This window comes from Hyalangium gracile, from assembly GCF_020103725.1.
In the GTDB taxonomy this organism is placed as follows: Bacteria; Myxococcota; Myxococcia; order Myxococcales; family Myxococcaceae; genus Hyalangium; species Hyalangium gracile.
The window spans coordinates 193762-218627 of the sequence record NZ_JAHXBG010000002.1 but is presented as its reverse complement, the minus strand read 5'-3'; the positions used below and the strand labels follow the sequence as shown (position 1 = coordinate 218627).

Here is a 24866-nt window from a genome sequence, read left to right as displayed (position 1 = left end):
GGGGATGCGGAGCTAGAAGGTGAGGGTGAGTCCGGCGCCGAGCCCGCCGGAGGTGGGAAACAGCCTGAGGTGGGCCGAGGGGGCGCCGCTGCGCGTCGGAGCGGTGCTCGGAGGCGGAGCGGGGCGCTCCTCGATGGTGGTCGTCACCACCTGGTCCTCATGATGGTAGAGCGCGTCGGACACACCCAGCGCATACACGGTGTAGAAGCCCGCCGCCGAGCCAATCTTGAGCAGCCGCCACGCGTCCGCCTGTCTCGAGCGGCTGGTGGGGATGTAGCGCACGGTGAGGGTGGCCTTGCCCGTCTCGGTGAGCACGTCCTCGATCTCGACGGTGTCCGTCTCGAAGAGGGCCTCGTAGGCGAAGTAGGCGATGATGCTCGTCACCGCGAGCGCTCCCTCGGAGGCGGCGAAGACGACGCCGAGGCTGGTGCGGCCCTGCTGGAACTGGCCCGCGCCGAAGGGGACGAAGTTCACCAGGAAGTTGCGCTTCTCCACCGTGCGGATCGTCACCTGGCGGGCGAGCGACTCGACGCGGCGGCGCTGCTCCTCGGCGGCCAGGCGCTCTCGCTCGCGGCGCTCGGCCTCCACGCGGGCGCGCTCCTGGCGCAGGCGGCGCTCCTGGCGCAGGAAGTCCAGCTCCGAGTCCATGCGCTGCTTGAGCCTGTCGAAGTACGCCACGGCGGGAGGCGGCACCACGAAGGGATCCAGGCTGTGGTCCGGCTCCAGCCGGAGCAGCGCGCTGAAGTGGCGCTCCGCGTCGCTCATGCGCTGGAGGTTGAAGGCGGCCAGGCCCGACAGCTCGTGCAGATCCACGAGCTGCTCGTCGCTCAGCCCGCCGCGATCGATCCGCGTGCCCGAGCGCTCGAGGACCTCGGCATACTTGCCGTACTCGAAGGCGGCGCGGATGCCGGCCAGCTCCGTGTCCGCGTCCTGAGCGCGCGCCGCCACCGGTGCCAGCAGCGCTGACAGCAGGCAGAACAGGAGCGTCAGGCGGACACTCATTCGGCGACGAGGCTCCCGCGCAGGGTGAGGGGCTTGCCCGGCTCCACAAGCACCTCGCGCTTCTCCGTCCGATAGCCCGGGTGGCTCACCTCGTACTCCACGCGGTGCTTGAAGATGGCCGGCCCGCGCGGCGAGGTGATGTCGAACGGGTGCTCCAGGCTCTCGCGCGCGGTGCGGGACTCCTTGCCCACGCGCACCTGCGCCTCGGCGGGCGCGTAGTCGAACGAGAGCCGCGAGGGCTTGAGCGAGGCGCGCAGCCGGAAGACGTTCTCCGCGCCCGCGGCCACGTCGATGGTCTCCACAGCGTCCTCGCACCACTCGCACCGCACCGTGATGGTGTGGCGCCCGGGCGCGAGCTGCAGATCGTGCTGGGCCAGCGGCTGGGGGCTGGGCGCCTCGTCGTCGACCTGGATGGCGCCGTAGGGGCGCACCAGGATGGAGACGCGCACCCTGGCCGGGCGGGCGGTGTCGGGCTTGGACGGCTCGGGGCGCGTGGGGGGCTTCTTCGCGCTGGCCGGCTCCTCGCCCTGGGCCTCTCCCGGTGGGATGGGCAGCGGGGTGGGCGGCTGGAGCGGTGCGTTGAGGCCCGGCTCCGTCGGCTGGGCCTGGGTGGGCGGCTCGGCGGGCCTGGTCGGGGCGGGCTCGGCCGGCTTCGTGACGGTGCCGGGGGGTGGCGTGTCCGTGCCGGGAGGCGAACCCGTCGTGGGGGGCGAGCGCAGGAGGAAGTACCCTCCCGCGCCGAGCACCGTGAGGATGACGAGCGCCACGCCCGCCTGGGCGCCGCGCTTCAGCCACAGCCGGCGACGCCTGGCCCGGTTGAGCCCGTCGAGCATCGCCAGGGCGCGGGTGTTCTGCCCGTCCAGGGCGAGCACCTGGTTCAGGCTGGCCAGGGCGCGCGGGGTGCGCTTCTCGGCCAGGAAGCGCTCGCTGCGCTCCAGCAGGGTGGCGACGATGCGCTGGCGGGCGGTCTTCTTGTAGGAGTCCGGATCCGTGAAGAAGGAGGCCAGCTCCTCGTTCACGCGAGGGAAGCCCAGGCCGGTGAGGTAGTCGGCCAGCGCGTCGCGTAGCCCGGCGGCGTTCGGGTAGCGGTGGTGCCGGTCGCGCTGCAGGCACCGGGTGATGATGTCCGCCAGCTCGTCCGAGAGCGCGCCCACGCGCCGGCGCGGGTCCTCGTAGGAGCCGTCGAGGATGCGCTTGAGGGTGGCCGTCGTGTTGGACGCGGTGAAGGGCAGCCGGCCGGTGACGAAGGCGTAGAGCATGATGCCCAGCGAGAAGACGTCCGCCTCGGGGCCGGCCTCCAGGCCTTCGATGATCTCCGGGGCCATGTGCGCGGGCGAGCCCACCAGCGCGCCGGTGAGCGTCATCCGCTCCTCGGTCTCCAGGAGCTTGGCGATCCCGAAGTCCATCAGCTTGAGCACGCCGTCCTCGCGGACCATGACGTTCTCTGGCTTGAGGTCGCGGTGGATGACGCCTTCCTCGTGCGCGTGGGCGAGCGCCGCGGCCAGCTCGTGGATGATCATCGCGGCGATCTCGGGCGGATCGATGCCGCCCTCGTCCAGGTACTGCCGCAGCGTGCGGCCGCGGATGTACTCGGTGACGATGTACGCGTTCTGCGAGTCGGCCGCGGAGAAGTCGAACACCTCGAGGATGTTGGGGTGGTGCAGCCGCGCCACGGCCCTGGCCTCGCGAGCCAGCCGGCGGCGGGACTCGTCCTTGCCGGCCAGGTGCGGGTGGAGCACCTTCACCGCCACCTCGCGGTCCAGCGCGGTGTCGAGCCCCTTGTACACGACGCTCATGCCCCCCGAGCCGAGCTGCTCGAGGATGCGATAGCGACCGATCTGGCGGCCAACGAGCGTCATCGTGTCCAAAGCCCTCCCGGCCCTCAGTCCCCGAAGCTGATGCCCATGCTCTTGGCGAAGCGGACGGGCTCGCCGTTCGGATCCACGCGCCGCTCCTTGCGAGACTCGCTCAGCGGCGCGGTGACGATCTTCCCATTGCGCAGCGCGACCATGGAGTCCCACTGCCCGTCGCGCACCAGGTCGAGCGCCTTGCAGCCGTACATGGTGGCGAGCACCCGGTCGGCCGCGGTGGGAGTGCCGCCGCGCTGCAGGTGGCCGAGCACGGTGACGCGGATCTCCGCCTCGATGTGGCGCGCCAGCAGGTCGGCGCACACCTTGCCCGCGCCGCCCAGGCGGACCACGCCGCGGCCGGGGATGTCGCTGGCCTTGTCGAGCACGGCCAGGGTGCCGCCCTCCGGGTAGGCGCCCTCGGCGATGGCGATGATGGAGAAGCTGCGCTTGCGGCGGCCCCGGCGGCGGATCTTCTCGACGATGGCCTCCACTCGGTAGGGGATCTCCGGGATGAGGATGACGTCCGCGCCCCCGGCGATGCCGCTGTCCAGGGTGAGGAAGCCGGAGTTGCGACCCATGATCTCCACCACCATGACGCGGTCATGCGCCTCGGCGGTGGAGTGCAGCCGGTCGATGGCCTCCGTGCAGATGGCGCGCGCGGTGTCGAAGCCGAAGGTCTGGTCGGTGCCGGACAGATCGTTGTCGATCGTCTTCGGGCAGCCGACCACGCGCAGCCCCTTCTCGGTGAACTTGTGGCCGATCGTCAGCGTGCCGTCGCCGCCGATGGCGATGATTCCATCCAGCTTGAGCTCCTCGGCGCGGCGCAGGGCGATGTCGGAGACGTCCTTCTCCACCCACGTGTCGCCCTCGCGGACGGCGTACTGGAAGGGGTTGGCCTTGTTGGAGGTGCCGAGGATGGTGCCACCCTTGGGGAGGATGCCGCGGGTGTCCTCTTCGGTGAGGGGGCGGGTGAGCTCGGGCTCGACGAGCCCCATGTAGCCGTTCTCGATGCCCACGAACTCGTGGCCAAACTCGTGGATGCCACGCTTGACCAGCCCTCGGATGAGGGCGTTGAGGCCGGGGCAGTCACCGCCGCCGGTGAGGACTCCGAGTCGCAGGGGTCTGGGCATAGAAAGTCGGACGCGGGTGTCAGGGACCAGGGGAGCGCCTATGACAGCGGCGTCTGGGCGGGATTGTAGGACCCACCCCCCGGGGGTGCAACGCACGAATCGCGCGGTGCGTCGGCTGGGGACCCGGAACTTCCAGTCCTTATAAGGATGCGGGGGTATGACAGGTCAACCGCGCTTGAGGCGGCGCCTGGCGGCCAGGCGGTCGAGCAGGGCCTGGAGGCGGTGCTCGGGCTCCTTGGGGAGCGCCCGGTCGGTGGGGGAGTGGTGGGGGGTGGTGGTAGCCAGGCGGTAGAGCTCGACGAGGCGCTCCTGGATGAGCTCGTTGTCGGGGCGCTCCTGGAGGGCGCGGCGGTAGGCGGCGGCGGCGCCGGGATAGTCGCCGAGGGCGAAGAGGCGCTCGCCCTCCTGGACGGGGGAGGAGGGGCCTTGGGGGACGGGCTCGGGGATGGCGGGGGGACGAGCCTTGGTGGCCTGGAGCTCCATGGGCTGGAGGGACTCGCGGAGGAGGGAGAGCTTCTGGGACAGCGCCTCGTCCTGGGGGAAGTGCTGGACGAGCGTCTCGTAGAGGCCCACCGCCTCGGCCAGTTCTCCGCGCCGCAGGGCACGTTCGGCGCGCGCCTGCATCTCGGCCCGGGCTTCAGGGGTCATCGCGGCGGCAGGTTAACGTGCGGGGCCCACGTCACGCACGGGGTTATCCTCGTCCAGGCCCATGCTTCTCTCCTCGCTCACACTCAGCCTGTGGCTGGCCCAGGGCGCGCTCGGCTCCGAGCTGCGCAAGGACGGCTACAGCTTCCGTCCGCCCGCGGGGTTCCGGATGGTGCGGCAGGAGCCCTATGCGGGGACGCGAGCGGGCGCGGTGGCGCTGGACCCGGGGGCGACGCGGACATTGTCGGCGGCGCTGTCGGAGGGGGAGGGGCCCGAGGCGGCGATGCTGCTGGTGGCGGTGGTGGAGGGGACGTTCTCCGCGAGCCCTTCGGAGCGGGACGACTTCGGGGCGGCGGTGGTGCGGCACTTCGAGCGGGAGCTGGGGCTGACGCTGGTGCCGGAGCGGGTGGAGCGGCTCGGCGGCCCGGTGCCGAGGGTGGAGGTGCTGGGGACGTTGAAGGAGGCGGGGCAGGTGAGGACGGTGCTGGTGGCGGGGCTGGCGTCCGAGGGGCGGCACGCGGTGGTGATGGTCAGCGCGCCGGCGGTCCGGTGGGAGGCGCTGGCGCCGAAGGTGGAGGCCTCGCTGGAGACGTTCCGGATGGAGGCGCCGACGCACGGAGGCCTGTCACGCCGGGCCGCGGGAGCGCTGGCGGGGGCGCTGGCGGGGGCGCTGGTGGCCTCCTACGCGGCGTGGCGGCGGCAGCGGCGGGGGGGAAGTCCGTAGCTCTCCCCGGTACGTGCCTCTACATCTGGTTCGTTCGCCGGATCTCCGCGTCCAGCCAGTCCAGATAGTGGTAGGTGCTCGTGAAGGTCGCTCTCTTTCCAGGGGCTGACCTCGAGTTGATGCCGACGAGCGACAGGCCCTCGGGCTGCTCGCGGAAACAAGGTCCTCCGCTGTCACCTGGCAGCGCCAGCGAGCCCGGTGGCTCGATCATGAACCGCTCATCGCCAGGTTGGGCAATGAAGTTCTTGCCGAAGCGACGGGTCGGCTGCTCGTCGTTGAATGCAGCGAGACCGTTCTCGACGGCGTCTGCTCCGTAGCCGACCACGACGACGGGAGCGTGGGCCGTGGGGTGGGTTCTTGCCAGGGGGACAGGGGGGAAAAGGCCCTCGGCGGCTGAGTCGAGAAGGATCAGGGCGAGGTCCGCCTTGCTCTCCGACACGGTGTTCACGACCACATAGGGTGTTCCGGCATCGGATTGGTTGCCCTGCGATCCCACGGCGGCAGGTACGGACAGCCGCTTCTTCTTGAGGACGGCTCTGAAGCCGCGGTGGGGACGGACCGTGCCTGTGTAGCGCCTGAAGTTGGGACGTCCGGTGGATGCATCATAGGCAACGGCGATGGCCGTTGCGGTCTTCTCACAGGCTGAGCTGTCCAGGGTGATGGTGTTCTGATCCTCGCGTCCTCGACATACGCAGTGACCTGCCGTGAGGACGAGTCGAGGATGGATGATCACGCCACTGCACTCTGGAACGCCTCCAATCGCAACCAGGACGACGGAGGCGTAGCGATTGCCGAAGTCCTTGCTGCCGTTGGAGACATTGAAGACTTCGTCCGAGGATTCCATCTCGGGAAGGCTCTGCGTGGAGAGCGAATCCTCATGGAGGCGGGAACTCCCAACGCATCCACTCCCTACCAGCAGCAGCGCCATCACGAGTGCGTACGAGGCGGGTGACGTCCGCGTTCCAGTCATGGGCTGGACTCCTCGGCACCCACGTGGGTTGCCCGGTGGATTTCGGAGAGCAGCCACTCCCTATGCGGGTACACGCTGGTGAAGGTCGGCTTGTCTCCCGAGTGGCTGTTGGCGATGCCTACCAGGACTTCCTGCGCCCCTTCCTGGCGTAGGCAGGGCTCTCCGCTGCCGCTGTTCAGCGCGATCAAGCCATGTGGCTCGAGGAAGCCCCCTCCTTCACGCACGCTCGTGATTTTCTTCACGCCGAAGCGGCGAACTCCCAGAACCCGGTCGGAGGCATCCTGCCGGCCGTAGCCCACCAAGGTGATGGATTCACCTGCTCTGGCCTCCGCATTCGCCAACGGAACCGCCGGAAAGGTGGAGCCTAACGGCTGGTTCAGGAAGATGAGCGCGAGGTCCGCGCGGGTCGAGCTGGATGCCGCGTTGTCGCCGTGCCGAAGCTCGAGGCTGGGATGAGGACGAACCGTACCTCTGCGTTCTTCGTAGCGAGCGCCCATGACCAGATCGAGTGAGCCTCTCGCGGGTGGATAGGTGACGGTGGTCACGGTGGCGTTCTCGGCACAGTCCCTGCTGCGGCAGACGCAATGGCCCGCGGTCAGGACCAGCCGAGGAGCAAGGATGACTCCGTTGCACTTCGACTTCCCCGCGGCCGTCGAGGCATTAACCATCACTGTCGAGGAATATCGATTCGTCGAATCTCCCAGCCCGTCACCGGGCAGCATGCGCTCGTCCCGAGGAAAGGTGTCGAAGTCCGTTATGGATCCCTCCGTCGTCTCGGCTTTCTTCTCGGTACCTTGTGGCTGAGAAGGGGGCTGGGGTGCTTCGAGGCGGTTGCCCCAACATCCGCCGCAGCTCATCACCAGGCTCAGCGGCAGCAGCAGCCACGGCCACCAAGGAGGACGAGGCATCTGGCTACGGAGGCGTCACATTGAGGGTGAACGTCCGCTCGATCGGTGGCACCGAGGTGGAGGTGCCCGGCGGGATGGCCTGCACCCGGAGGGTCACCTGCGTCACCTCCTGGGACGGCAGGAGCCGGGCGACAACCCGGCCCTGAGCGTCGAGCTCGGTCTGATCCGGCCAGAGGGCGACCTGCGCCCTGGCGGGCTCGATGCCCTCCACCTGGAACACCACCCGTGTGCCTTGCGTCGGCAGGCCCTCGTTCGTGGCGCGCACCTGCACCTGCAGCTGTGACTCCTGTCCCCCCCGCGGCTGCAGCGGCCCGGGGATCAGCTCCACCGCCTCGAGCGCCGCCGGCTGCAGGGGAATCTCGAGGAACCGCCGCACGCCCTTCAGCTCCGCGTCCACTCGGAGCGTCCTCAGCTCCGTGCTCGTCACCAGCGTCGGCCGGAAACACGGGTCCGTCCTGATCGACGCGCTCACCGTTCGCGTCGCGCCATCCAGCCCCTCCCAGCTCCCGGCCGACAGCGTCAGGGTCACCTGGGCGTCGGCCCTCGGCGTGCGCACACTCTCCGGTACGCACGCCTCCACCGTGATGCGGGAGCGCCCATCCGCCACCCGCTCGCAGCGCGAACCCTCGGGGCAGGCGGAGAGCACGAGCACCTCCTCCGGAGGCACGAAGGCCAGCTCCGTCCCGCAGCCCGCCAGCGTCCCCAGCCCCAGGACTCCCAACAGCCACGCGCCTCTCATGGGAGCACCTCGAAGCTGTGAGCGTCCGGCTCGTAATACGTGCCCGTCGTGTCCCGAGCCGTCGCCTTGAGGCACGCCATGGGGCTGGGGCCCGCGAAGGTCATCTGGAACGTGACGAAGGCCACTCCCGTCGTGTCCACCGTGCCCTTCAGGGTCTGCGGCCCCCAGAACGGCTGCTTGCCCTGGACCTGCGTCAGGGTGACATCCACCTGGCCACCGGGAGTGGCGCCTTCCACCTTCACGGCGGCGGACTCCGCTTGTCCGGTGTGGATGGGCTCGGAGAGGAAGATCTGCAACGTCCCCATGATGCGCGCTCCTCGGATCAGAGCTTCTTGGTGAGGATGTCGACGAGATCGGCATCCAGTGAGGCTCCAGCGAACGGCGCCGCGTGCAGCCGCTTGTCCGCGGAGGCGGGGTTCGGGTCGTTCACGTTGTAGAAGACGCTGCCCGCCACCAGCCGCGTGTACCCACCGACGCGGAAGCCCACCGCCAGCAGCGGATAGCGCCCCATGAACGGAGCCTCGAGCGCTCGGCCCGCGCTCGAGGGCGCCGTGAGCGTGGCGCCAATCGTCAACGAGATGCGCTGCCGGACCTGATCCAGCGTGCTGCCGGTCAGCTCTCCCGGAGCGATCGTCCGATCCACCGGCACGGAGTACACGTTCAGCCCCACGTACGGCAGCACCCAGGTGTCGAACCCCGGGAAGGCGAACACCGCGCCGATGTCCAGCGCGGCGAAGCTCGCCTTGGAGGGCGTCTCGCCGATGCCCGACTTCGGAGTCAGGACGCTCCGGGTGCCGCTCACCACGAGCGCCCTGCGGACGTCCTCCTGTGAGAAGGCCTGGAGCACGAGCTCTCGCAGCGCCTTGGTCTGCGTGGCCAGCCGGGCCTGGTAGTCCGCTGGGGCCTTCTGCGCGGCGTCCCGGTTCTGGCGGGCGGCGCGCAGCTCCGTCACCGCGGCGATCCACTGGTTGCGCTCGGCGCTGGCCGGGAGCAGCTGCAGCGAGGCGAGGGTGGCCTCCAGCTCCGTGCCGGGCTCCTTCACGAACTGCGCCGTCGGCACGAAGCCCCGCCCGCTCCACACCTCGAAGGCCGGGGGCCTGGGGAGCTGCCCGCCGGAGAGCTGCTGCTGGAGCTGCGCCGTGGCCTGGGTCTTGTCCTGCGCGGCGGCCACCGTCCCGAACGCCGTGGCCCAGGCGCTCAGCGTGGCGGTCCACTCCGCGAACTCGTTCTGCCGGGCGTCGAGCTGGGTCGCGGCGGCCTCGATGTCCGCCTGCTTGCCGCTCGTGGCGATCGTCCGGGCTTCGACGATCACCCCGGACGGGAGCCTCACCAGGGGAGAGCGCAGGGCTGGCAGCTGCGGGGGAAGCTTCGAGAGCTGCTGCTCCGCGGCCAGCACGCGTTGCTGGGCCCTGGCCATCTCCAGTCCCGAGGGCTCGGTGTTCAGGGCGCTGGTGAACTCGCTGCACGGGTTGGCCTGACCGGGGGCGCCCGCCTGCTGCAGCGCCGTGAGGTAGCGGCGCTGGGCCAGCTGCGCCGCCTGCGTCACGTTGAAGACGTTGCCCTGGTACTTCTGTGACTTCAGCGCGCTCACCAGCGCCGCCTGGAAGGGCGCATCATCCCGCCCGTCGCAGCTCACCCGCTGGCCGGGCGAGGCCATGAAGGCGGTGACGAGCTCCATCGTCGCGGCCACCGCCAGCGCCTGCGCCTGCGAGCTCGTCAGCGAGAAGCTGGGCGTCACCCGGAAGCAGAACTTCTGTCCCACCTGAAGCGCGGGGACCTTGGCCTCGAGGAACTTCCTGCCCCCGTCCTCCTTCAGCACCATGCCGAGCAGGTACGTCTGCTTGCCGTCCACCCGGGGCTGGGTGCACCGGGCACCTCCCAGCTGGACGTCACGCGTGGTGGCCAGCTCCGCCTCCGCCGCGACGGCGTCCCCGCTGGCATCCTCCGCCTCGGGCCACACCTCCAGCGAGCCGACGCCCTGCTCCACGTCGCTGGAGGCCGGGTAGCGCAGGAAGAACTCCTGGCTGGCTGGCAACTGTCGGTCGGTCAACGAACCCACGCTGCCCTGGGCCTCCGGGCCTGGCACCTCCATGGTGGCCGGTTCCTGGGCCGGGTAGCGGGGGATGATGGTGACGATGGGAGGAGCGTCCGCCGCCTGGCTCCCAGGAGCCACCAGCAGCACTCCCATCACCCACAACCACGGAGCTCGCCACGGAGTGAGCGGACGCCTGTCCGGGTTCATGGTGTTCCCCCTCGCAGCAAGTGCATGACGTGAGTTGAGCAGGATGTGCCCCCGGACGACAATCCTATCGGAGGGGGCCATCAACGGATCGATGCCGACATCCCCCCGGAGCTCTCCGCCGGGGCCTCCGCCGGCGCGAGCGGCAGCATCAGGGTGAAAGTAGCGCCCTGTCCAACCCCGGGGCTGGCGCAGGTGAGCCGCCCGTTCATCTCCGCCGCGGACAGGGCGCTGACGTGCAGGCCGAACCCGTGCCCCTCCTTCTTCGTGGTGAAGCCCTGGGTGAACAGGCGCGGCAGGTGCTCCGGGGCAATGCCCTGGCCGTTGTCGCTCACCTCGATGAAGAGCTGCCCGCCTGCCTCGGCCAGCCCCACCCGCAGGCGCAGGCGCTTGTCCTTCGGCTCACTGCCCGCCAGCGCCTGCCGCGCGTTGTTCAGCAGGTTCAGCAGGATCTGCAGCAGCCTGTGGCGATCCGTGACGATGAGCGGCACGGCGGCGAAGTCGCGCTCGATGCGGATGCTCATTCGCTCGAACGAGACGGCGTGCAGGCGCAGCGCCTCGTCGATGAGCTGGGGCACCGACACCGTCTCCATGGCCCCGACGGTCCGCGCATGCTTCTGCTGCATGTTGATGATGGCCTTGATGTGATCGATGCCCTCCGTGAGCGAGACCGTCTCCTTCATGAGCGCCTCCTGCTCCTCGCGCAGCTCGCGCGAGAGGGCCTGGAGGTAGGGCAGCAGCTGCTGGCCTCGTGGATCCTGGGTGAAGAAAGGCCCCAGCTCGCGGGAGTGCTCATGGAGCAGCCTGGTGGTCCGGCCGATGCCCGACAGCCGCAGCTTGCGCAGCCCGTCCGAGATGAGATGGGCCGAGATGTTCACGCTGTTGAGCGTGTTGCCCACGTTGTGGAGCACCCCGGTGGCGATCTCCGCCATGCCGGCCTGGCGGGAGACATCCACCAGCGTGCGGTGCATCTCGCCCAGCCGGGTCTCCGCCTCCTTCCGCGCGGTGATGTCCCTCCCGAGCAGGACGATGCCCTGGGGGACGCCGTCCTCTCCGCGGATGGGGCTCAGCGACGTCTCCAGCACGACCCGCGTCTCTCCCTCGCGATACTCCACCTCCAGCTTCAGGCGCTCGCCCTGGAGCACCTGTCGGAAGCGCGCGGCCCACAGCTCCTGGGTGGCGGGGGGCGCGGGCGCGAAGAGCCGCTGGCCGATGACGGGCTCCTGGCCGAAGCGCTGGGCGAAGGCCTGCTTCATGGCCGTGTTGGCGATGAGCAGGCGCCCCTCCGCGTCCAGCGAGCACAGCATGTCGTCCGTGTTCTCGAAGAGGCTGGTGAGCTTGCGCTCGGTGTCGCGGAGCTCCTTCAGGGTCCGCTCCAGCGCTTCCTGCGCCCCGCTCTGCGCGGTGCTGTGCAGCGCGCCCAGCAGCCAGATGCTCAGCAAGGCCATCGAGGACGCGACGTGCAGCATCCTCAGGAACGCGGGGCTCGTTGGCGGGGCGGTGAGCCCGAAGTGGAGGTGGAGGAACGGCGCCACGATGCCCATCAGCAGGATGGTCAGCAGCGTCAGGAGCAGGCCCTTGCGCGGGCCCAGCAGATACACGCCGAACGCGGGCAGCAGCATGAGCGTGGCGTGCGTGCTGATGTAGGAGTTCCAATAGAGGACCAGGGTGAAGCCAATCCCCCACAGCATGCTCGCGCAGAGCAGGAGCGCCGGAGCGGTGGTCGACCTGACGCGACGCAGCAGCAGCAGCGCCCCGAGCATTCCCAGGGAGCCGAAACCTCCTGGGGCTCTCCAGATCCACTCGTCCGAAGGCGGCTGGAGCGAGAGGGTGTACAGCACATTGAGCAGGAGCAGGACACAGGTGGCGGCGGCCAGCACCCGGGCGCGAGTCAGCGCCGAGAGGGGTGCTCGCCGGAGCGACTCCGAGAGCAGCCCGTCGAGCCGCCGCAGAAGCCAGGCGCGAGACGTCTCGAGCGAGCCCATCGGGCCCTTCGACGCGAGCTGTCCAGGGATGTCGGGAGGGACATGAGGCATGGTGAGGCCTCCCTGTTCGGAACGAGTGGCTGGGGTGAATCTCTTCTCCCCAGCCCGCTGATAGCACCCGACGAGGAGCCTGCACCCGCTCGCCTGCCGCATCCTGGCCAAAGGGGAACCCTGGGAGCACCAGGGGAAAACCCCAGGAGCCCTCCGGGCTCGCTGCTCGCCTGTCGGAGCGCGCATCCATCGGAGGAAGTGCCTGGCTCCCTCCTTCCTCCCTGGAGCCGCGCGCGTGCATACCTGTGCGGCAGTGAATCCCACGAGGGGAGGACGCCATGGATGTGAGCGAGCTGCTCGACAAGACCCGCGGAGAGATCAACCCCAGGCGCGTGTTTGGTGAGCCCGTCCTGCAGGGCGATGCCATCATCATCCCGGCTGCCCGGGTGAGCGGGGGCGCGGGAGGAGGCGAGGGCAAGGGGCCCTCGGAGCAGGGGAGTGGAGCAGGCAGCGGGTTCGGCCTGTCGGCCCGGCCCGTGGGCGCCTTCGTCATCCGGCAGGGCGATGTCGAGTGGAGGCCCGCCATCGACGTGAACCGCATCATTCTTGGCGGGCAGATCGTCGCGGCCGTCGGACTGCTGGTGCTCGGCACGGTGCTCCGGGCGCGGCACCGAACACCGGGGCTGCGCAGCGCGAGCCGGGGCCTCCGCCGGATCCTCCCGATCCTGCGTGCCGTGGGATGAGCACTCGCGGGCCCTTCCCATGGGCGCTCGGTGCGAGGCTCGCGACGCGACGCGGCCTCAGCCGAGCGCCGCCCGGTGCTGCGGGTCCTTCCTGCAGATCCCCATCACCTGGGACAGGTCCGTGCCCGCCGCCTTCCGGGCGAACGGACAGACGATGTCCTCGTGTCCCTTCTTGAAGAAGGGACAGAGCGAGGCGGACTCCGCTCCGGCCGGGCGCGGCTGGGGCTTGCGGACGATCTCGGGGATGCGCCCGGTGCGCTGGAGATCCGCCAGGTTGGCCTGGGTCCCGTCATCGAGGACATTCTGGGGACTGGCGACCTGCCGCAGCGTCTGGAAGCAGCCATCGGCGATGGAGCGCCTGACGCGATCCCCTTCCAGGCCCATCGAGCGGGAGAACGCGAAGGTGCCGTTCAGGTGCGCGTGACTCGCCGGGAACACCGGCAGCACGAGCGGATCCACGATCTCGTCGATGAAGTCCTGCTGGCCCGCCGAGAGCTCGCGGGGTGGAGCCTTCAGCAGCCGCCCCACCTGCCCACGCACGCGCAGGCTCGCGCCCTCGAAGGCGCGGATCTTCACGTTGTCCTTGAGCGAGCCGGCGCGGCTCGAGGTGGCCAGCAGGTGGTCCTTGCCATGCTCAGGGAAGGAGCTGGCCTCGGGGTTGACGTTGAGAGCCCCCACCAGGAAGAGGTGCCGGGCCTTCGAGCGCTTCTCGAGGAACGCCAGGGGAGTCGTCTCGGGGTGCGCCTGGCGCCAGGCGCGCTGCTTCCGCTCCAGGACGTTGATGCCGTGGGAGAAGGGCAGGTTGTCGAACAGCCCGCCATCCGCCAGCCGCACCTCGCGCCGTCCCGAGCCCGGGAAGACATCGCTCTCCCGGCGCGGCGCGAAGACGCTCGGGAAGGCGCTCGAGGCCAGGCACGCCTCCACGAAGTCATAGGGCCGGCCCGCGTACTTCTGCTCGGTCCCCAGGATGAGGGACTCGTAGGTGCTGAGGTCCGTGGCCGTGCAGTAGAACTCGATGCCCGCCTCGAGGAAGGGCTGGCGCTGATCCAGGGCGATGGGCCAGCCCTGCCCGGAGAGGATGTCACGCACCGCTCGCTCCAGCAGCGACGCGCCCATCACCGCGTGGGAGATGCCCAGGCGAACGAGCGTCTCCTTGCGCACCTTGCGCGCCAGCAGGTCCACCGACTCCGTGACGTGCCCGGCCAGGAACTCCGCGGCGATGTCCCGCGTGTCCTGGTGCGGCAGCAGGAAGACGTTGGAGATGGCCTCGATGAGCTGCGGCGGAGCCCCGAGGATGGTGTACCCCAGGTCCGAGCGGATGCCCTGCCGCACCAGGTGGGTGATCCGGGCGGGCGACAGCTTCACCCGCGCCAGGCGGCTCTTCACCTCGCGCACCGTGGACAGCAGCGGCTGGGTGAGCGCCACGCGCTCGTCCACGCGCAGGAACAGGCCCACCATGTCCCCCAGAAGCCGGGTGACGGCGGCGTCATCGCCCTTGTGCTGGTTGTAGAACATCTTGGCCAGCGCGGCGCCGATGAGCGAGCCCACCGACGCCCCGACGATGATGTCGGGCTTGATGCGCACCTCCGTGAGCGCCGCCGCCATGCCGATGTGGAAGGCCCCCCGGAACACGCCGCCGCTGGCCACGAAGACGATCCGGGGCTTCCACTCGCCCGAGGACTCGGCCGCGGGGACGAGCGCCGCGGGAGGAGCGGGAGGCTGGGGGCTCGGGGCGGCAGCCGCCACGCTCGGTGTCACCGGCTCCGGGATGCCGAGCGGCTCCGTGCGATCGCGTGGCCGCAGCATCCGCGTGCAGCGCCCGCAGACCTCCGGGAGGCCCGGGGCCGCCGGATCCACGCTGCCCAGGTCGCGCCGGGTCTTCAGCGTGCCGAGGAAGGCATTGCAGGGGATGGCGGAGGCGGCGCCCACCTGCTCGCGGAGCTCCCGCGAGTAGAGCGTCTCCAGGGTGCGCTGGCATCCCCCCGCGATGGCCTGGAGGACCTCCGGCTTGCTCGGGCTCAGGGGATTCTCGAAGGTGATGTGCTGGGGCGCCGGGGCGATCTCGTCCACGAACACCGGGACGGTCCCGCGCGAGGGCTCGCTCGAGGGCGGGATGAGCGTCTCCAGGTTGCTGATGAAGTTGGTGAGCCCCACCTCCAGGCGCGTGTCCAGCCGCTGCGCGAGGCGCAGGCTGAGGAGCCCCACGTCCACGATGTTGTCCGTCTGATCGTCGACGGGCCTCGCGTTGGTGCCGTCCGCCGACTCGATCGGGACGGAGTAGACGACATGGATGCCGGGCCGCTCGCTGCTCGTCGAGAGGGGGGAGCGCGTCTCCGGGTTGCGCTGGATGAACTTGAGCAGCGCCGGCAGCGGGTTCTGCCGGATCACCGAGCCATCCACCAGATCGAGCGGGCCGCCGTTGTCCGGGGTGGCGCCCTTGTCCAGCCAGTGCGCCTTGAGATCATCGGACTCGAGGCGAACCGGCGCGAAGAGCGGCGGGCTGGCGAGCGCCGCGCGCAAGGCATCGACGATGGGGCCCTGCGTCGCCCAGAGCTGCTGGGCGACCAGCGAGCGGGAGGTGGCGCTGCGCTTCAGCGTCTGGAGCGGCGCCGCCACGAGCAGCGGCCGCGGGGCGTGCGTGAGCTGCACGTCCGGCACCTCGTCCTCCCGCTCCGGCTCGGTGAAGAGGCGGTGCAGCGCCAGGCGCAGGTGGAAGTCGTCGAGCAGGCTCCGGGTGAGGTTGGAGCCCTCGAGGAAGGAGTTGAGGAAGGGGCTGGGCCCGGACTCCTCCTTCGAGGAGGGGCCGAAGGCGAGCCCGCGCAGCAGCAGGGTGGAGCCCAGGAGCAGGATCCCCAGCAGGGACGTGCCCCCGATGAGCAGCCCGCCCGCGAGTCCGGGCGAGGCCCAGGGCTGGTGGAAGGCCCCCGCCGCCACGCCCAGGAGCACCCCCGAGGCCACGCCGAACAGCCCCGCGGCGATCAGCGCCACCACGAGCGAGATCGCCAGATAGGGCAGCCAGCCGATGAGGGGCGGCCGGCGGGGAGCGGGTGGGCTCGCGTCGGCCGGGGAGGGTGGGGGGCCTGAGGCCTCCGCCGAGGAGGTCCACAGCGTCGCGTCCGCCGGGAAGCGCATGGGGTGGAAGGCCGCGTAGAAGAGGACGGGCAGCACGTCCCGGATGCAGCGCAGCGACCAGCGGAGCTGCGCGAGCCGTGACGGCGCCTTCTGCTCCTTCAGGTGGACGTAGCCCTCCATCAGGTCCGCCAGGTGATCCCCGCGCAGCGGCAGCCCCGCCAGCCAGCGGCCGAGCAGCACATGGTGGTGGCGGCTTCGCGCGGCCCGGCGCTCGTCCTGCCGCAGCCGCTTCGGCACCGTGCGATCCTCCAGGGGAGGCAGATCGATGAAGAAGTCGGACTGGTTCGGCAGGGCGTTCCAGAGGACGCGGTAGGGGTCCTCGCTGAGCAGCGTCACGTACTGCCTCAGACGGGACCAGCGCCGAGGCTCGCCCCTGGCGAAGCGCGCGTGCGCCTGCGTCTCGCGGTAGCTCAGCCACATGACGGCGGCGGTCAGCGCTCCGGTGGAGATGCCCGCGACGGCCTGGGGAGGAGGCCTGTCGGCGGTGAGATAGGCGTGGATGACGCCCGCTCCGAAGGGGGTTCCCGTCATGCCCGCGGCGAAGCACAGGGCATCATCACCGCCGGGCTCCACGGGCGTGGTGTCCCGCGGTGCTTCTTCAGGGGTCGCGGGGGACTCAGCCGAGACAGGCTCTGGGGAAGACATTCCCAGCCTCGGAGCAAGCACTGTGCCCGGCTGGGCGCGGGTTCGGCGCGGGCCTGGGGCCGAACGATTTGCGCTTCCGCCGAGGCCCACGAAAAGTCTGCGCGGGATGGCGCCAGCCGTTGCCCCTCCCGAGGCTTTGCCTCTAGCGTCTGGGGCACGACGCAAGCCGGGAGGGGCATGTGGGACAGAGCAACGACAACGAGCGCACGGAACTGGCGGTCAATCCGCTCTACATGATGGAGGGCATGGAGGCGCTGAAGGCCTCCTCCCTGTTCGGGCAGCTGAACGGCACGGAGCTCAAGCAGCTGTTCCAGGCCGGTGAGCGGCACCCCTTCCAGGACGGGGAGCAGCTGCTCAAGCAGGGAGATCCCCTCGACGCATTCTGGGTGGTCGTCACCGGCCGCGTCGAGGTCACCAAGGACGGCAGCAGCATCGAGCAGGGCCCGTCCACCTTCTTCGGAGATCGCGCGCTGGTGAGCACCGTCCCCGCGCCCCTGTCCTGTCGGGCCGTCTCCGAGGGCGAGGCGCTGCGCTTCAGCCGGGCCTCGCTCGTGAAGCTCTCCCGGCAGCAGCCCGCCCTGGGCGTGAAGCTCCTGTGGGCCCTGCTGGAGCAGGCCCACAAGGGCCAGGAAGCCGACGCGGAGGACTGAGCCCGCGGCGCGGCGGGTGCCTGCCGTGTGTGCTCCCTGACAGCAGGCATCCGTCCAGCCGGTGACGTCCTTGTCCGCGCCAGCAGATGGCCATCCGCGCGAGCCGGCAACACCTCCGCTGCCCTGGTCCACCTCTCCGTTGCTTCGGAGGAAAGCGCGGGGTTGCCTCGCCGGGCAGTCGCGGCCCGGTGGGGGATGTCCTATCCCCACGGCGTTCCTTCACGTCCCGGGAGACCGGGAGGAGCCGAGCCGAGCCATGATGACCGCGAACGCCATGCCCATGAACATGCCCCAGCAGCAGATGCCGATGATGGGCATGAACCCGATGATGAACATGGGCATGCCGATGATGGGCATGAACCCGATGATGAACATGGGCATGGGCATGAACCCCATGATGATGGGCGGCATGATGCCCATGAACCCGATGATGAACATGGGCATGGGCATGAACCCCATGATGATGCCCATGGGCATGGGCATGCCGATGATGATGCCCATGATGATGCGTCAGATGGCGCCGATGATGGCCCGCATGACGTGCGAGATGGGCAAGGACGGCATGATGTGCAAGATGATGCCGATGGACGGCCAGGACATGGCGATGATGAAGGAGTGCTGCGACGCCATGAACTCCATGATGGCCATGGGCGCGCCGGTGATGATGATGTGCAACGGCATGCCCATGATGATGGGCATGGCGAAGTAACGCCGGCTCAGCCCACCTCTTCGGCGTACGTCATCACCAGGTACATGGTGACGTCCTCGGGCCCCACGTTGCGGTAGACGTGGGGCTTGTCGGCCTCGAAGAGGATGGCGTCACCGGTGGCCAGCAGGTGGCGCTCGGTGCCCACCTCCATCTCGATGGTGCCCCGCGTGACGATGAGGTTCTCCAGCGTGCCCGGCGGGTGAGGCTCGGCCTTCTCCTCGCTGTGGCCCTTGAGGTGCAGCTCGTAGAACTCCACCCGCCGTGGCTCGTCGAACGGGAAGAGCGCTCGCGACGCGAAGCTCCCGTCGTGCGACGTCAGCCGCTTGGCCTGCGAGGCGCGCATCAGCCGTGTCCCGGCGCCGCCCGTGGTGCTGATCAGCGCCGAGAACGGCAGATCCAGCGCTCGGGCGATCTTCCACAGCACGTTGATGGTGGGCGCGCTCTGCCCCAGCTCGATCTGCCCCAGCATGGCCCGGCTCACGCCCGAGGCCTTGGACATCCGCTCGAGCGACAGCCCGCGCTGCACGCGCAGCCGCCGCAGGTTCCGCCCCACGATGGGGGCGAGATCCTGATCGGCATCCGGGTGCGCCACCTCGTACGTCCATGCCTCTTCTCCCTTGGGAGGAGAGGCAGCGGGGGATGGATCGTCTGGTGGCTCGCTCTCAGGGGGAGGCACGGGCGCCACGGCCTTCGGGACGGGCTCCGCCTCCTTTCGGCGCTGAGCAGCCCCTCGACCCTTACGCCCGGAGTTCTCCCGTACGGACTTCATGCGGGCCAGACCATTACCCACACCCATACCGGCAGCCAAGGCCGGACCGGTGCGGGACGTGCCGCCATCTGACACTGCTCGGCCTCTCGCTTCTTGCGGAAGTCCTGCAGGTCGATCACGGCAGCGCTCATGGAACATCCCTCTTTGTTACCGGACAGTCGTCCGTGAAAGCGGATGATCTATATATCCGCTATAGCGGATACACTGTCAAGGGGCGCCGGGCGGGCGGCCGCCGTGCGCTCCGCCCGGTTCCGGACGGTGGGATCAGCCCTCGAAGGAGGAGCCCATGCCGCCGGTGCCGGGGCCGGCCAGCGGCTTGTAGGGGAAGTAGAGGTTGCGCACGAAGCGGGTGAAGAGGTGCTCCTCGTTCCAGCGCTGGCGCGCCATGCCGTAGACGCCGGGGGCGCGCAGATCGTGCGAGGTGACGTTGGGGACGAACTCGCGCTCGCTGTAGAGCGCGAACACCTCGTCCACCATGGCGCGCTGGCGGTAGGTGCGCAGCATGACGCGGTAGACGAGATCGTTCTCCTCCTGGGTGAAGGCCAGGCCCTGGATGGCGTGCGCCATCTCGTGGAAGACCAGGTGCGGCTCGGAGCCCAGCTTGTCCTGGCGCAGCGCGATGCGTGCCCGCTCCCAGTCCGGGTGATCCCAGAACAGGCCCGCCGCCAGCGGCGAGACGGAGCGCGGGTAGCCGTACTTCGCCATGGGCTGACCGGCAGGGATGAGATCGATCGTCACCGGTCGGGAGGCCTCCATGCGCCCGATGAGCTGGAGGTTCCCGGAGAGCTGCCGGACGATGTCCGCCTCCACGCGCTGGAGCTGCTCGGCTGGCGCGCCATGGGGCACCAGCGTCACCTTGGCCTTGAGGTACGCGCGAGCGCGGGCGGGGCCGTCCGCAGGAGGCTTGCCGCCGCGGGACTCGAAGGCGTCTCCCCCGGCCAGCAGGGTGAAGGCGGACAGCGGCAGCCGCCGCCCGTGCTCCGCGCCCAGCGGGGTGATCTCCGGCGTCGAGCCATCCACCGTCTCATAGTTCGGCAGCGACATGTTCGATCTCCATCGGCTGAGGTGAGGCCTCAGAGTGGCTTGAGCGCGGCGCCGGACCAGCCCAGCACGCCGAGCAGCCGCAGCGACTTGCGGCCCCCGCTCATGTTGCCCACGCGCTCGTAGGCCAGCACGACGACGGTTGAACCCGAGGGCGACAGCCACACCCGGTCCAGGCCCGTCCTCAGGTACCCGGCCATGGCCGTCGAGTACTCGAAGGAGGACTTGCGGCCGAGCACCCTCTGCCGAGCCTCGCCCTTGCGGACGTACAGTTGCTGCTCCAGGGCGCCCCGCTGCATCTCGGACGGGGCCTTCGAGGCCTGAGGGGTGGCACGCTCCTCGTACTCGAGCGTGTAGGGCGCCTGGGCGCCCTGGCTCACGTCGATGCTGGAGGTGTTGACGTGGGCGAGGATCTCCCGGCCCGGGGCGTCCAGCTGGATGCCCAGCGAGCCCAGCTTCTTCTTCGCGGCCTCGGTGCGCTTCTGGGCCTCCTGCTCCGGGGTGCACGTCTTCACGTCGAGGATGGGCAGGGCGGAGATCAGGCGGCTCCGCTCGTACACGAGCCAGACGAGCCCGCCCTGGAAGGCGTTGCCCTCGTGGCTCACGTAGCCCGGGCAGAGCGGTTTCTCACCGAGGGCCGGACGCGGAGTGAAGGGGTCGAGCTGGTAGAGGCGCACGACGAAGCGCTTGCCGTCCGCGGACCAGCCGAGGACCTGGGCCTCGTGATTCTCCGTGCCCTTCGCCAGGGGATCCTCGGGGGCCGCCTGGGCGGGCAGGGCGACGAGGAGGGCACAGAGACCGAGAGAGGGCAGGAGCAGGTTCATGGGTGGCATCCTCCAGTCAGGGGGCGCATTCAAGCTCAGGAGAAGACCCGGATCACGATTAGTGTGTGGCTCTCATGGTTGCTCTTCTCGTCCTCACCCTCCTCACCCAGGCTCCGGTGCCCGCGCAGCCTCCCGCGCCCGCTCCGGGCCCGGAGGAGCCGCTCCCTCCAGGCTCGGATGAGCCGGCGGCCGTGCCGCAGCTCCCCGTGGCCACGCTGCCGCCCGCCACCCACGAGCTGTTCGAGCGCATCAAGCGCCGGGTGGCCCAGGTGCGCATCATCGAGCGCCGCTCGGGGACCAAGTCCTCGATTGGCTCGGCCTTCTTCGTGACGGCGGACGGGCATGCGATCACCAACTACCACGTCGTGTCGGATCTGGTGGTCCACCCGGAGGACTACACCGCCGAGCTGATGCGCGACGGGCAGGAGCCGGTGCCGGTGAAGCTGCTCGACGTGGACGTGGTGGACGATCTGGCCGTCATCCGGATGGAGCAGCCGGTGGCGGACTTCTTCCAGCTGCTGGAGAAGCCGCCGCCGCAGGGCACGCGCCTGTTCGCCATGGGCAACCCGCGCGATCTGGGTACCACCATCGTCGAGGGCACCTACAACGGGCTCATCCAGGACGCGCTGTACGATCGGGTCCACTTCAGCGGCGCGATCAACCCGGGCATGAGCGGCGGCCCCACGCTCACCGGCGAGGGCCGCGTGGTGGGCGTCAACGTGGCCACCATGGGCAACCAGGTGGGCTTCCTCGTGCCGGTGGAGCACGCCCGGGCGCTGCTGATGCGCGCGCTCGCGGCGAAGCCGGAGGACTCCGAGCCCGCCGCGCTGCTGGCCTCGGTGCGCACGCAGCTGCTCGATCACCAGCAGCGCACCACCGAGCGCATGCTGGCCACGCCCCTGCCGCAGCAGTCCCTGGGGCCCTACCGGGTGCCCGGCCGGTGGCTCCCGTTCCTCAAGTGCTGGGGCGACACGCCGCATGATCCGGAGGCGCAGTACACGGTGACCAACTACCAGTGCTCCTCCGAGGAGGACGTGTTCCTGTCCTCGGAGCACCGCACCGGGGCGGTGGCCTACAGCCACCAGCACCTGTCCTCCACGAAGCTGGGGGCGCTGCGCTTCTCGGCGCTCTACAGCGCCTTCTTCGCGTCGGATCCGTCGGTGGTGGAGGCCACCCGCGAGGACGTGACGAACTTCCGGTGCCACTCGGAGTTCGTGAGCACGGGAGGGCTGACGCTGCGTGCCGCGCTGTGCCTGCGCGCCTACAAGCGGTTCCCGGGGCTGTACGATCTGGTGCTCCGCGCCGCCGCGCTGCCCACGAACAACCAGGGGGTGGACACCAGCCTCACCCTGGCGGGGTTCTCGCGGGAGAACGCCCAGAAGCTGGCCCGCCACTATCTGGAGGCGCTGTCGTGGACGAAGTGATCTTCCTGGAGGTGCTGGAGGGGGACGGAGTCCACGCACGCCACCGGCTGGAGCGCTTCCCCGTCACGGTGGGGCGCGGCTACTCCAACGACGTCATCCTGGACGATCCCAAGGTCTCCCCGGTGCACCTGCGCATCGAGCGCACCGAGGAGGGCGGGCTGGTGGTGCGCGATCTGGGCAGCCGCAACGGCACCTTCCGGCTGGAGCCGTGGGCGCGGCTGGCCGAGATGGTGCTCGTACAGGACGCGCGGGTGATGGTGGGCGACACGGTGCTGCGCTTCCGGGGGCGTGGCTACGCGGTGCCGGAGGCGCTGGAGGCCGAGGCGCCCGTGGGGCCCCGGCAGCGCCTCTTCGAGCGTCCGCGGACCTTCCTGGCCGCGCTGGGAGCGGCGATGCTGGCCTCGCTCCTGGCCAGCTACCTGACGAGCTACGACAAGCCGGACTGGGGCGAGCTGCTGTTCTCCATGCTGCTGCCGACGGCGCTCACGCTGGCCTGGGCCGGTGGCTGGTCCATCGCGAGCCGGATCGCGCGCCGGCAGTTCCACTTCCGCGCCCACGGGGCCATCGGCAGCCTGGTGCTGCTGGGGTTCATCGGCATCCCGGGCTTCTTGATGATCCTGAGCTTCACCCTGGCGTGGGACTCGACGCACCCGCTGCTCGGGCTGAGCCTCTACCTGATGCTGGTCGGCTGGGGCTTGTTCTGGCACCTGCGCTACGTGACGCGCTGGGAGTCGAGGCGGCTGGGCGCGATGGTCACCGCGATCGTCCTGGGCTTCGGCACGTTGGTCCAGGCGCAGGAGCTGCTGGGCAACGAGGAGTTCAGCACGGCGCTGCAGTTCCCGCGCTCGATGCTGCCGGCCTCCTTCCGGCTGGTTCCGGCCTCCTCGATGGACGAGTTCTTCCAGGAGGCGGATGAGCTCCAGAAGCAGGTGGATGAGCTCGCCAAGGAGAAGTGAGGCGCGCGCGAGCGGAGGTGCGTCTTACTTCTGCGCGGCGACTCCGGTCGTCGCCACGGGAGGGGCAGGGGAGGTGGGAGCAGCGAGCGCGTCCACCAGGCCCTGCGCCACCGCCGCGGAGAAGGACTCCAGGGTCCGGGCCTCCTTCCAGCGGGCGGCCTCCTCGAAGTCGAGCGCGTGGTGCGTCTCGATGATGACCGAGGGGACCTTCGGACGGCGCAGCATCATGATGCGCTGACCCTGCTCGTGCCGGTCCACGAAGACGCCCGGGTGCTCGGGGTCTCCGGCGTACAGGTTGACGTAGTCCACGCCGTCGTAGGGCAGGAAGCCCGCCTGGGCCATGTTCCGGGCCAGCGCCCGGGCCAGCGTCACGCGGCGAACCTTCATGGGCTCGGAGGTGTCATCGGCCCAGAGCACGCTGAAGCCGGGCGTCGCGTCCTGGCGCAGGCACTGCCTGCCCGGAGCCCCCTCCCACCAGGTGGCCATGCCACGCGCATCCGAGTGGAGGCTCACGAACGCATCCGCCTTCCAGGCCTCCGCGTCGGCGATGCGGGCGCGATAGGCCACGTCCTGCCCCGCCTTGTGGCTGAGGCGCACCCGGAAGCGCCCCGTGGCCTCCAGCCGCCGCGCCAGCTCCTCGGCGACGCGCAGCGTGAAGTCCGCCTCGTCCTCGCACGTGACGGACGAGTTGCCCCGGTTGCCGCGGTAGCCATGGCCCGCGTCCAGGTAGATGCGCTTCTTGCGGAAGTCCTTGGGCGCCTGAAGCGGCTGCACCTTCAGCGGAGCACCCGGCGCGGGCCAGGAGAGCACGCCCGCTGGGTGGGGCACCGAGGGGACCTGCGCTCGGGCCGCCTGGACACTTCCCAGCAGCACGAGGGGGCCCAGCAGCAGCGTGAGGACTCTCGACATGGCCATTCCGACGCCCGGGGGACTCGCGGCGTTCCCGCATTCTCTCACCCGATGACAGGCACCCACCAAAGGCCTTGACGTTTCGGGCAGTCTCCAGGCACCATGAATTTGATTTTGAGAATCGTTATCGATTGAATGGAGAGGTCATCATGCCCGCTGCCGCAGTCGTGAGCCTCGCGTCGCCCCGGGATCGGATCCCGCTGTCGGTGCGCCTGGAGGAGGGGACCGCGGCCACGCGCCGTGAGACGGAGCAGACCCCGTTCCTGCGCAGCCTCTTCCGGGGGACGTGGGGCACCAGCGTGTACGGGCAGCTCGTGCGCGGGCGCCACTACGTCACCTATCTCCAGTGTCTCCTGGAGGTGTACGGGGCGCTGGAGGTGTCGCTGGAGGCCCTCTGCTCCCACCCCGTGGTGGGCGGGTTCCTCCTGCCGGAGCTCTGGCGCTCCCAGTCCCTCGAGGCCGATCTGCGCTGCTTCCTGGGGCCGTCCTGGATCGAGGCCCCTCGGCCCGAGCACCTCTCGAGCCTTCACGTGGAGCGGATCCGCCAGATCGCCCTGGTGTCTCCGCACCTGCTCGTGGCGCATGCCTACGTGCGCTACACCCGGGACATCCTCTCCGGCCCGCTCCTGGGCGAGCAGGTGGCGCGGGCCTTCGACTTGAGCGAAGGGGATGGGACGGCCTTCTACCAGGCGACGACGGCCGAGTCGCTGGAGGCCCTGCGCCTCCGGGCGAATCGGAGCCTGGACAGCCTCCCGCTCTCCGCCGAAGCCATGCGCGAGGTGGTGCAGGAGGCGCGGCTCGCCTTCCGGCTCGACACCCTCCTGTCCGATGCGCTGGCGCGGGAGTCTCTCGGGGTGAGCTCCTCCACCGCGGGGCTCTGA

The 24866-nt window shown here is 70.0% G+C and carries 22 protein-coding genes; 7 read left to right on the top strand and 15 right to left on the bottom strand.

Annotated elements, in window-relative coordinates:
• Positions 1 to 12: 12 nt before the first annotated feature.
• The 4 genes from KY572_RS04470 to KY572_RS04455 all read right to left on the bottom strand — a co-directional run bounded on the left by KY572_RS04470 (position 13) and on the right by KY572_RS04455 (position 4630).
• Positions 13 to 1002 carry a hypothetical protein gene (locus tag KY572_RS04470; RefSeq protein WP_224240911.1) on the bottom strand — a complete coding sequence of 330 codons (990 nt, stop codon included), beginning with the start codon at positions 1000 to 1002 and terminating at the stop codon, positions 13 to 15.
• Positions 999 to 2861, bottom strand: a complete 1863-nt coding sequence (locus KY572_RS04465) for a serine/threonine-protein kinase (RefSeq protein ID WP_224240910.1) — start codon at positions 2859 to 2861, stop codon at positions 999 to 1001. The genes KY572_RS04470 and KY572_RS04465 overlap by 4 nt, the downstream gene beginning before the upstream one ends.
• A 23-nt stretch (positions 2862 to 2884) precedes the next feature.
• The gene (locus KY572_RS04460) at positions 2885 to 3982 is read right to left on the bottom strand and encodes a 6-phosphofructokinase (protein ID WP_224240909.1); all 1098 of its coding nucleotides are present in this window, start codon (positions 3980 to 3982) and stop codon (positions 2885 to 2887) included.
• Between the two features lie 165 nt (positions 3983 to 4147).
• Entirely contained in the window at positions 4148 to 4630 is a 483-nt protein-coding gene (locus KY572_RS04455; protein WP_224240908.1) for a tetratricopeptide repeat protein, read from the bottom strand.
• 61 nt (positions 4631 to 4691) lie between these two features.
• Here KY572_RS04455 and KY572_RS04450 point away from each other — a divergent pair, with 61 nt between their 5' ends.
• The gene (locus tag KY572_RS04450; protein WP_224240907.1) at positions 4692 to 5351 is read left to right on the top strand and encodes a hypothetical protein; all 660 of its coding nucleotides are present in this window, start codon (positions 4692 to 4694) and stop codon (positions 5349 to 5351) included.
• A 19-nt stretch (positions 5352 to 5370) separates the two neighbouring features.
• On the opposite strand, the gene KY572_RS04445 is transcribed toward KY572_RS04450, so the two are convergent.
• From KY572_RS04445 to KY572_RS04420, 6 genes are all read right to left on the bottom strand, one after another.
• Positions 5371 to 6195 carry a trypsin-like serine peptidase gene (locus KY572_RS04445; RefSeq protein ID WP_224240906.1) on the bottom strand — a complete coding sequence of 275 codons (825 nt, stop codon included), beginning with the start codon at positions 6193 to 6195 and terminating at the stop codon, positions 5371 to 5373.
• Positions 6196 to 6317: 122 nt separating this feature from the next.
• Positions 6318 to 7043: a trypsin-like serine protease gene (locus tag KY572_RS04440; RefSeq protein WP_224241499.1), complete on the bottom strand. Its 726-nt coding sequence runs from the start codon at positions 7041 to 7043 to the stop codon at positions 6318 to 6320.
• Positions 7044 to 7233: 190 nt separating this feature from the next.
• Positions 7234 to 7968, bottom strand: coding sequence for a hypothetical protein (locus KY572_RS04435; protein WP_224240905.1), 735 nt, complete (start codon positions 7966 to 7968; stop codon positions 7234 to 7236).
• The gene (locus tag KY572_RS04430) at positions 7965 to 8273 is read right to left on the bottom strand and encodes a hypothetical protein (protein ID WP_224240904.1); all 309 of its coding nucleotides are present in this window, start codon (positions 8271 to 8273) and stop codon (positions 7965 to 7967) included. Before KY572_RS04430 ends, KY572_RS04435 begins: the two co-directional genes overlap by 4 nt.
• 17 nt (positions 8274 to 8290) lie before the next feature.
• Positions 8291 to 10210 carry a hypothetical protein gene (locus tag KY572_RS04425; RefSeq protein ID WP_224240903.1) on the bottom strand — a complete coding sequence of 640 codons (1920 nt, stop codon included), beginning with the start codon at positions 10208 to 10210 and terminating at the stop codon, positions 8291 to 8293.
• An 80-nt stretch (positions 10211 to 10290) separates the two neighbouring features.
• Positions 10291 to 12243, bottom strand: a complete 1953-nt coding sequence (locus KY572_RS04420; RefSeq protein WP_224240902.1) for an ATP-binding protein — start codon at positions 12241 to 12243, stop codon at positions 10291 to 10293.
• 278 nt (positions 12244 to 12521) lie between these two features.
• Here KY572_RS04420 and KY572_RS04415 point away from each other — a divergent pair, with 278 nt between their 5' ends.
• The gene (locus tag KY572_RS04415; RefSeq protein ID WP_224240901.1) at positions 12522 to 12926 is read left to right on the top strand and encodes a GerW family sporulation protein; all 405 of its coding nucleotides are present in this window, start codon (positions 12522 to 12524) and stop codon (positions 12924 to 12926) included.
• A gap of 57 nt (positions 12927 to 12983) precedes the next feature.
• Here the strand turns inward: KY572_RS04415 and KY572_RS04410 are convergent, their stop codons facing one another.
• Positions 12984 to 16703, bottom strand: a complete 3720-nt coding sequence (locus tag KY572_RS04410) for a patatin-like phospholipase family protein (protein ID WP_224240900.1) — start codon at positions 16701 to 16703, stop codon at positions 12984 to 12986.
• Positions 16704 to 16882: 179 nt separating this feature from the next.
• On the opposite strand from KY572_RS04410, the gene KY572_RS04405 reads away from it, so the two are divergent.
• Both KY572_RS04405 and KY572_RS04400 read left to right on the top strand, forming a co-directional pair.
• Positions 16883 to 17353 (top strand): cyclic nucleotide-binding domain-containing protein, encoded by a 471-nt coding sequence (locus KY572_RS04405; protein WP_224240899.1) that lies wholly within the window; start codon positions 16883 to 16885, stop codon positions 17351 to 17353.
• Positions 17354 to 17609: 256 nt separating this feature from the next.
• Positions 17610 to 18062 (top strand): hypothetical protein, encoded by a 453-nt coding sequence (locus tag KY572_RS04400; RefSeq protein ID WP_224240898.1) that lies wholly within the window; start codon positions 17610 to 17612, stop codon positions 18060 to 18062.
• A gap of 7 nt (positions 18063 to 18069) precedes the next feature.
• On the opposite strand, the gene KY572_RS04395 is transcribed toward KY572_RS04400, so the two are convergent.
• The 3 genes from KY572_RS04395 to KY572_RS04385 all read right to left on the bottom strand — a co-directional run bounded on the left by KY572_RS04395 (position 18070) and on the right by KY572_RS04385 (position 20696).
• Entirely contained in the window at positions 18070 to 18738 is a 669-nt protein-coding gene (locus KY572_RS04395) for a helix-turn-helix domain-containing protein (protein ID WP_317987809.1), read from the bottom strand.
• Between the two features lie 357 nt (positions 18739 to 19095).
• Positions 19096 to 19875 (bottom strand): hypothetical protein, encoded by a 780-nt coding sequence (locus KY572_RS04390; RefSeq protein ID WP_224240896.1) that lies wholly within the window; start codon positions 19873 to 19875, stop codon positions 19096 to 19098.
• 29 nt (positions 19876 to 19904) lie between these two features.
• Positions 19905 to 20696, bottom strand: coding sequence for a hypothetical protein (locus KY572_RS04385; protein WP_224240895.1), 792 nt, complete (start codon positions 20694 to 20696; stop codon positions 19905 to 19907).
• A gap of 74 nt (positions 20697 to 20770) precedes the next feature.
• Here KY572_RS04385 and KY572_RS04380 point away from each other — a divergent pair, with 74 nt between their 5' ends.
• Together KY572_RS04380 and KY572_RS04375 are read left to right on the top strand one after the other, a co-directional pair.
• Complete coding sequence (locus tag KY572_RS04380; protein ID WP_224240894.1) at positions 20771 to 22120, top strand: S1 family peptidase; 1350 nt, start codon at positions 20771 to 20773, stop codon at positions 22118 to 22120.
• Positions 22108 to 23076, top strand: a complete 969-nt coding sequence (locus KY572_RS04375) for an FHA domain-containing protein (protein WP_224240893.1) — start codon at positions 22108 to 22110, stop codon at positions 23074 to 23076. Before KY572_RS04380 ends, KY572_RS04375 begins: the two co-directional genes overlap by 13 nt.
• Before the next feature lie 24 nt (positions 23077 to 23100).
• Here the strand turns inward: KY572_RS04375 and KY572_RS04370 are convergent, their stop codons facing one another.
• Positions 23101 to 23985, bottom strand: a complete 885-nt coding sequence (locus tag KY572_RS04370) for an N-acetylmuramoyl-L-alanine amidase family protein (protein WP_224240892.1) — start codon at positions 23983 to 23985, stop codon at positions 23101 to 23103.
• Positions 23986 to 24134: 149 nt separating this feature from the next.
• Here KY572_RS04370 and KY572_RS04365 point away from each other — a divergent pair, with 149 nt between their 5' ends.
• Positions 24135 to 24866, top strand: coding sequence for a biliverdin-producing heme oxygenase (locus KY572_RS04365; protein ID WP_224240891.1), 732 nt, complete (start codon positions 24135 to 24137; stop codon positions 24864 to 24866).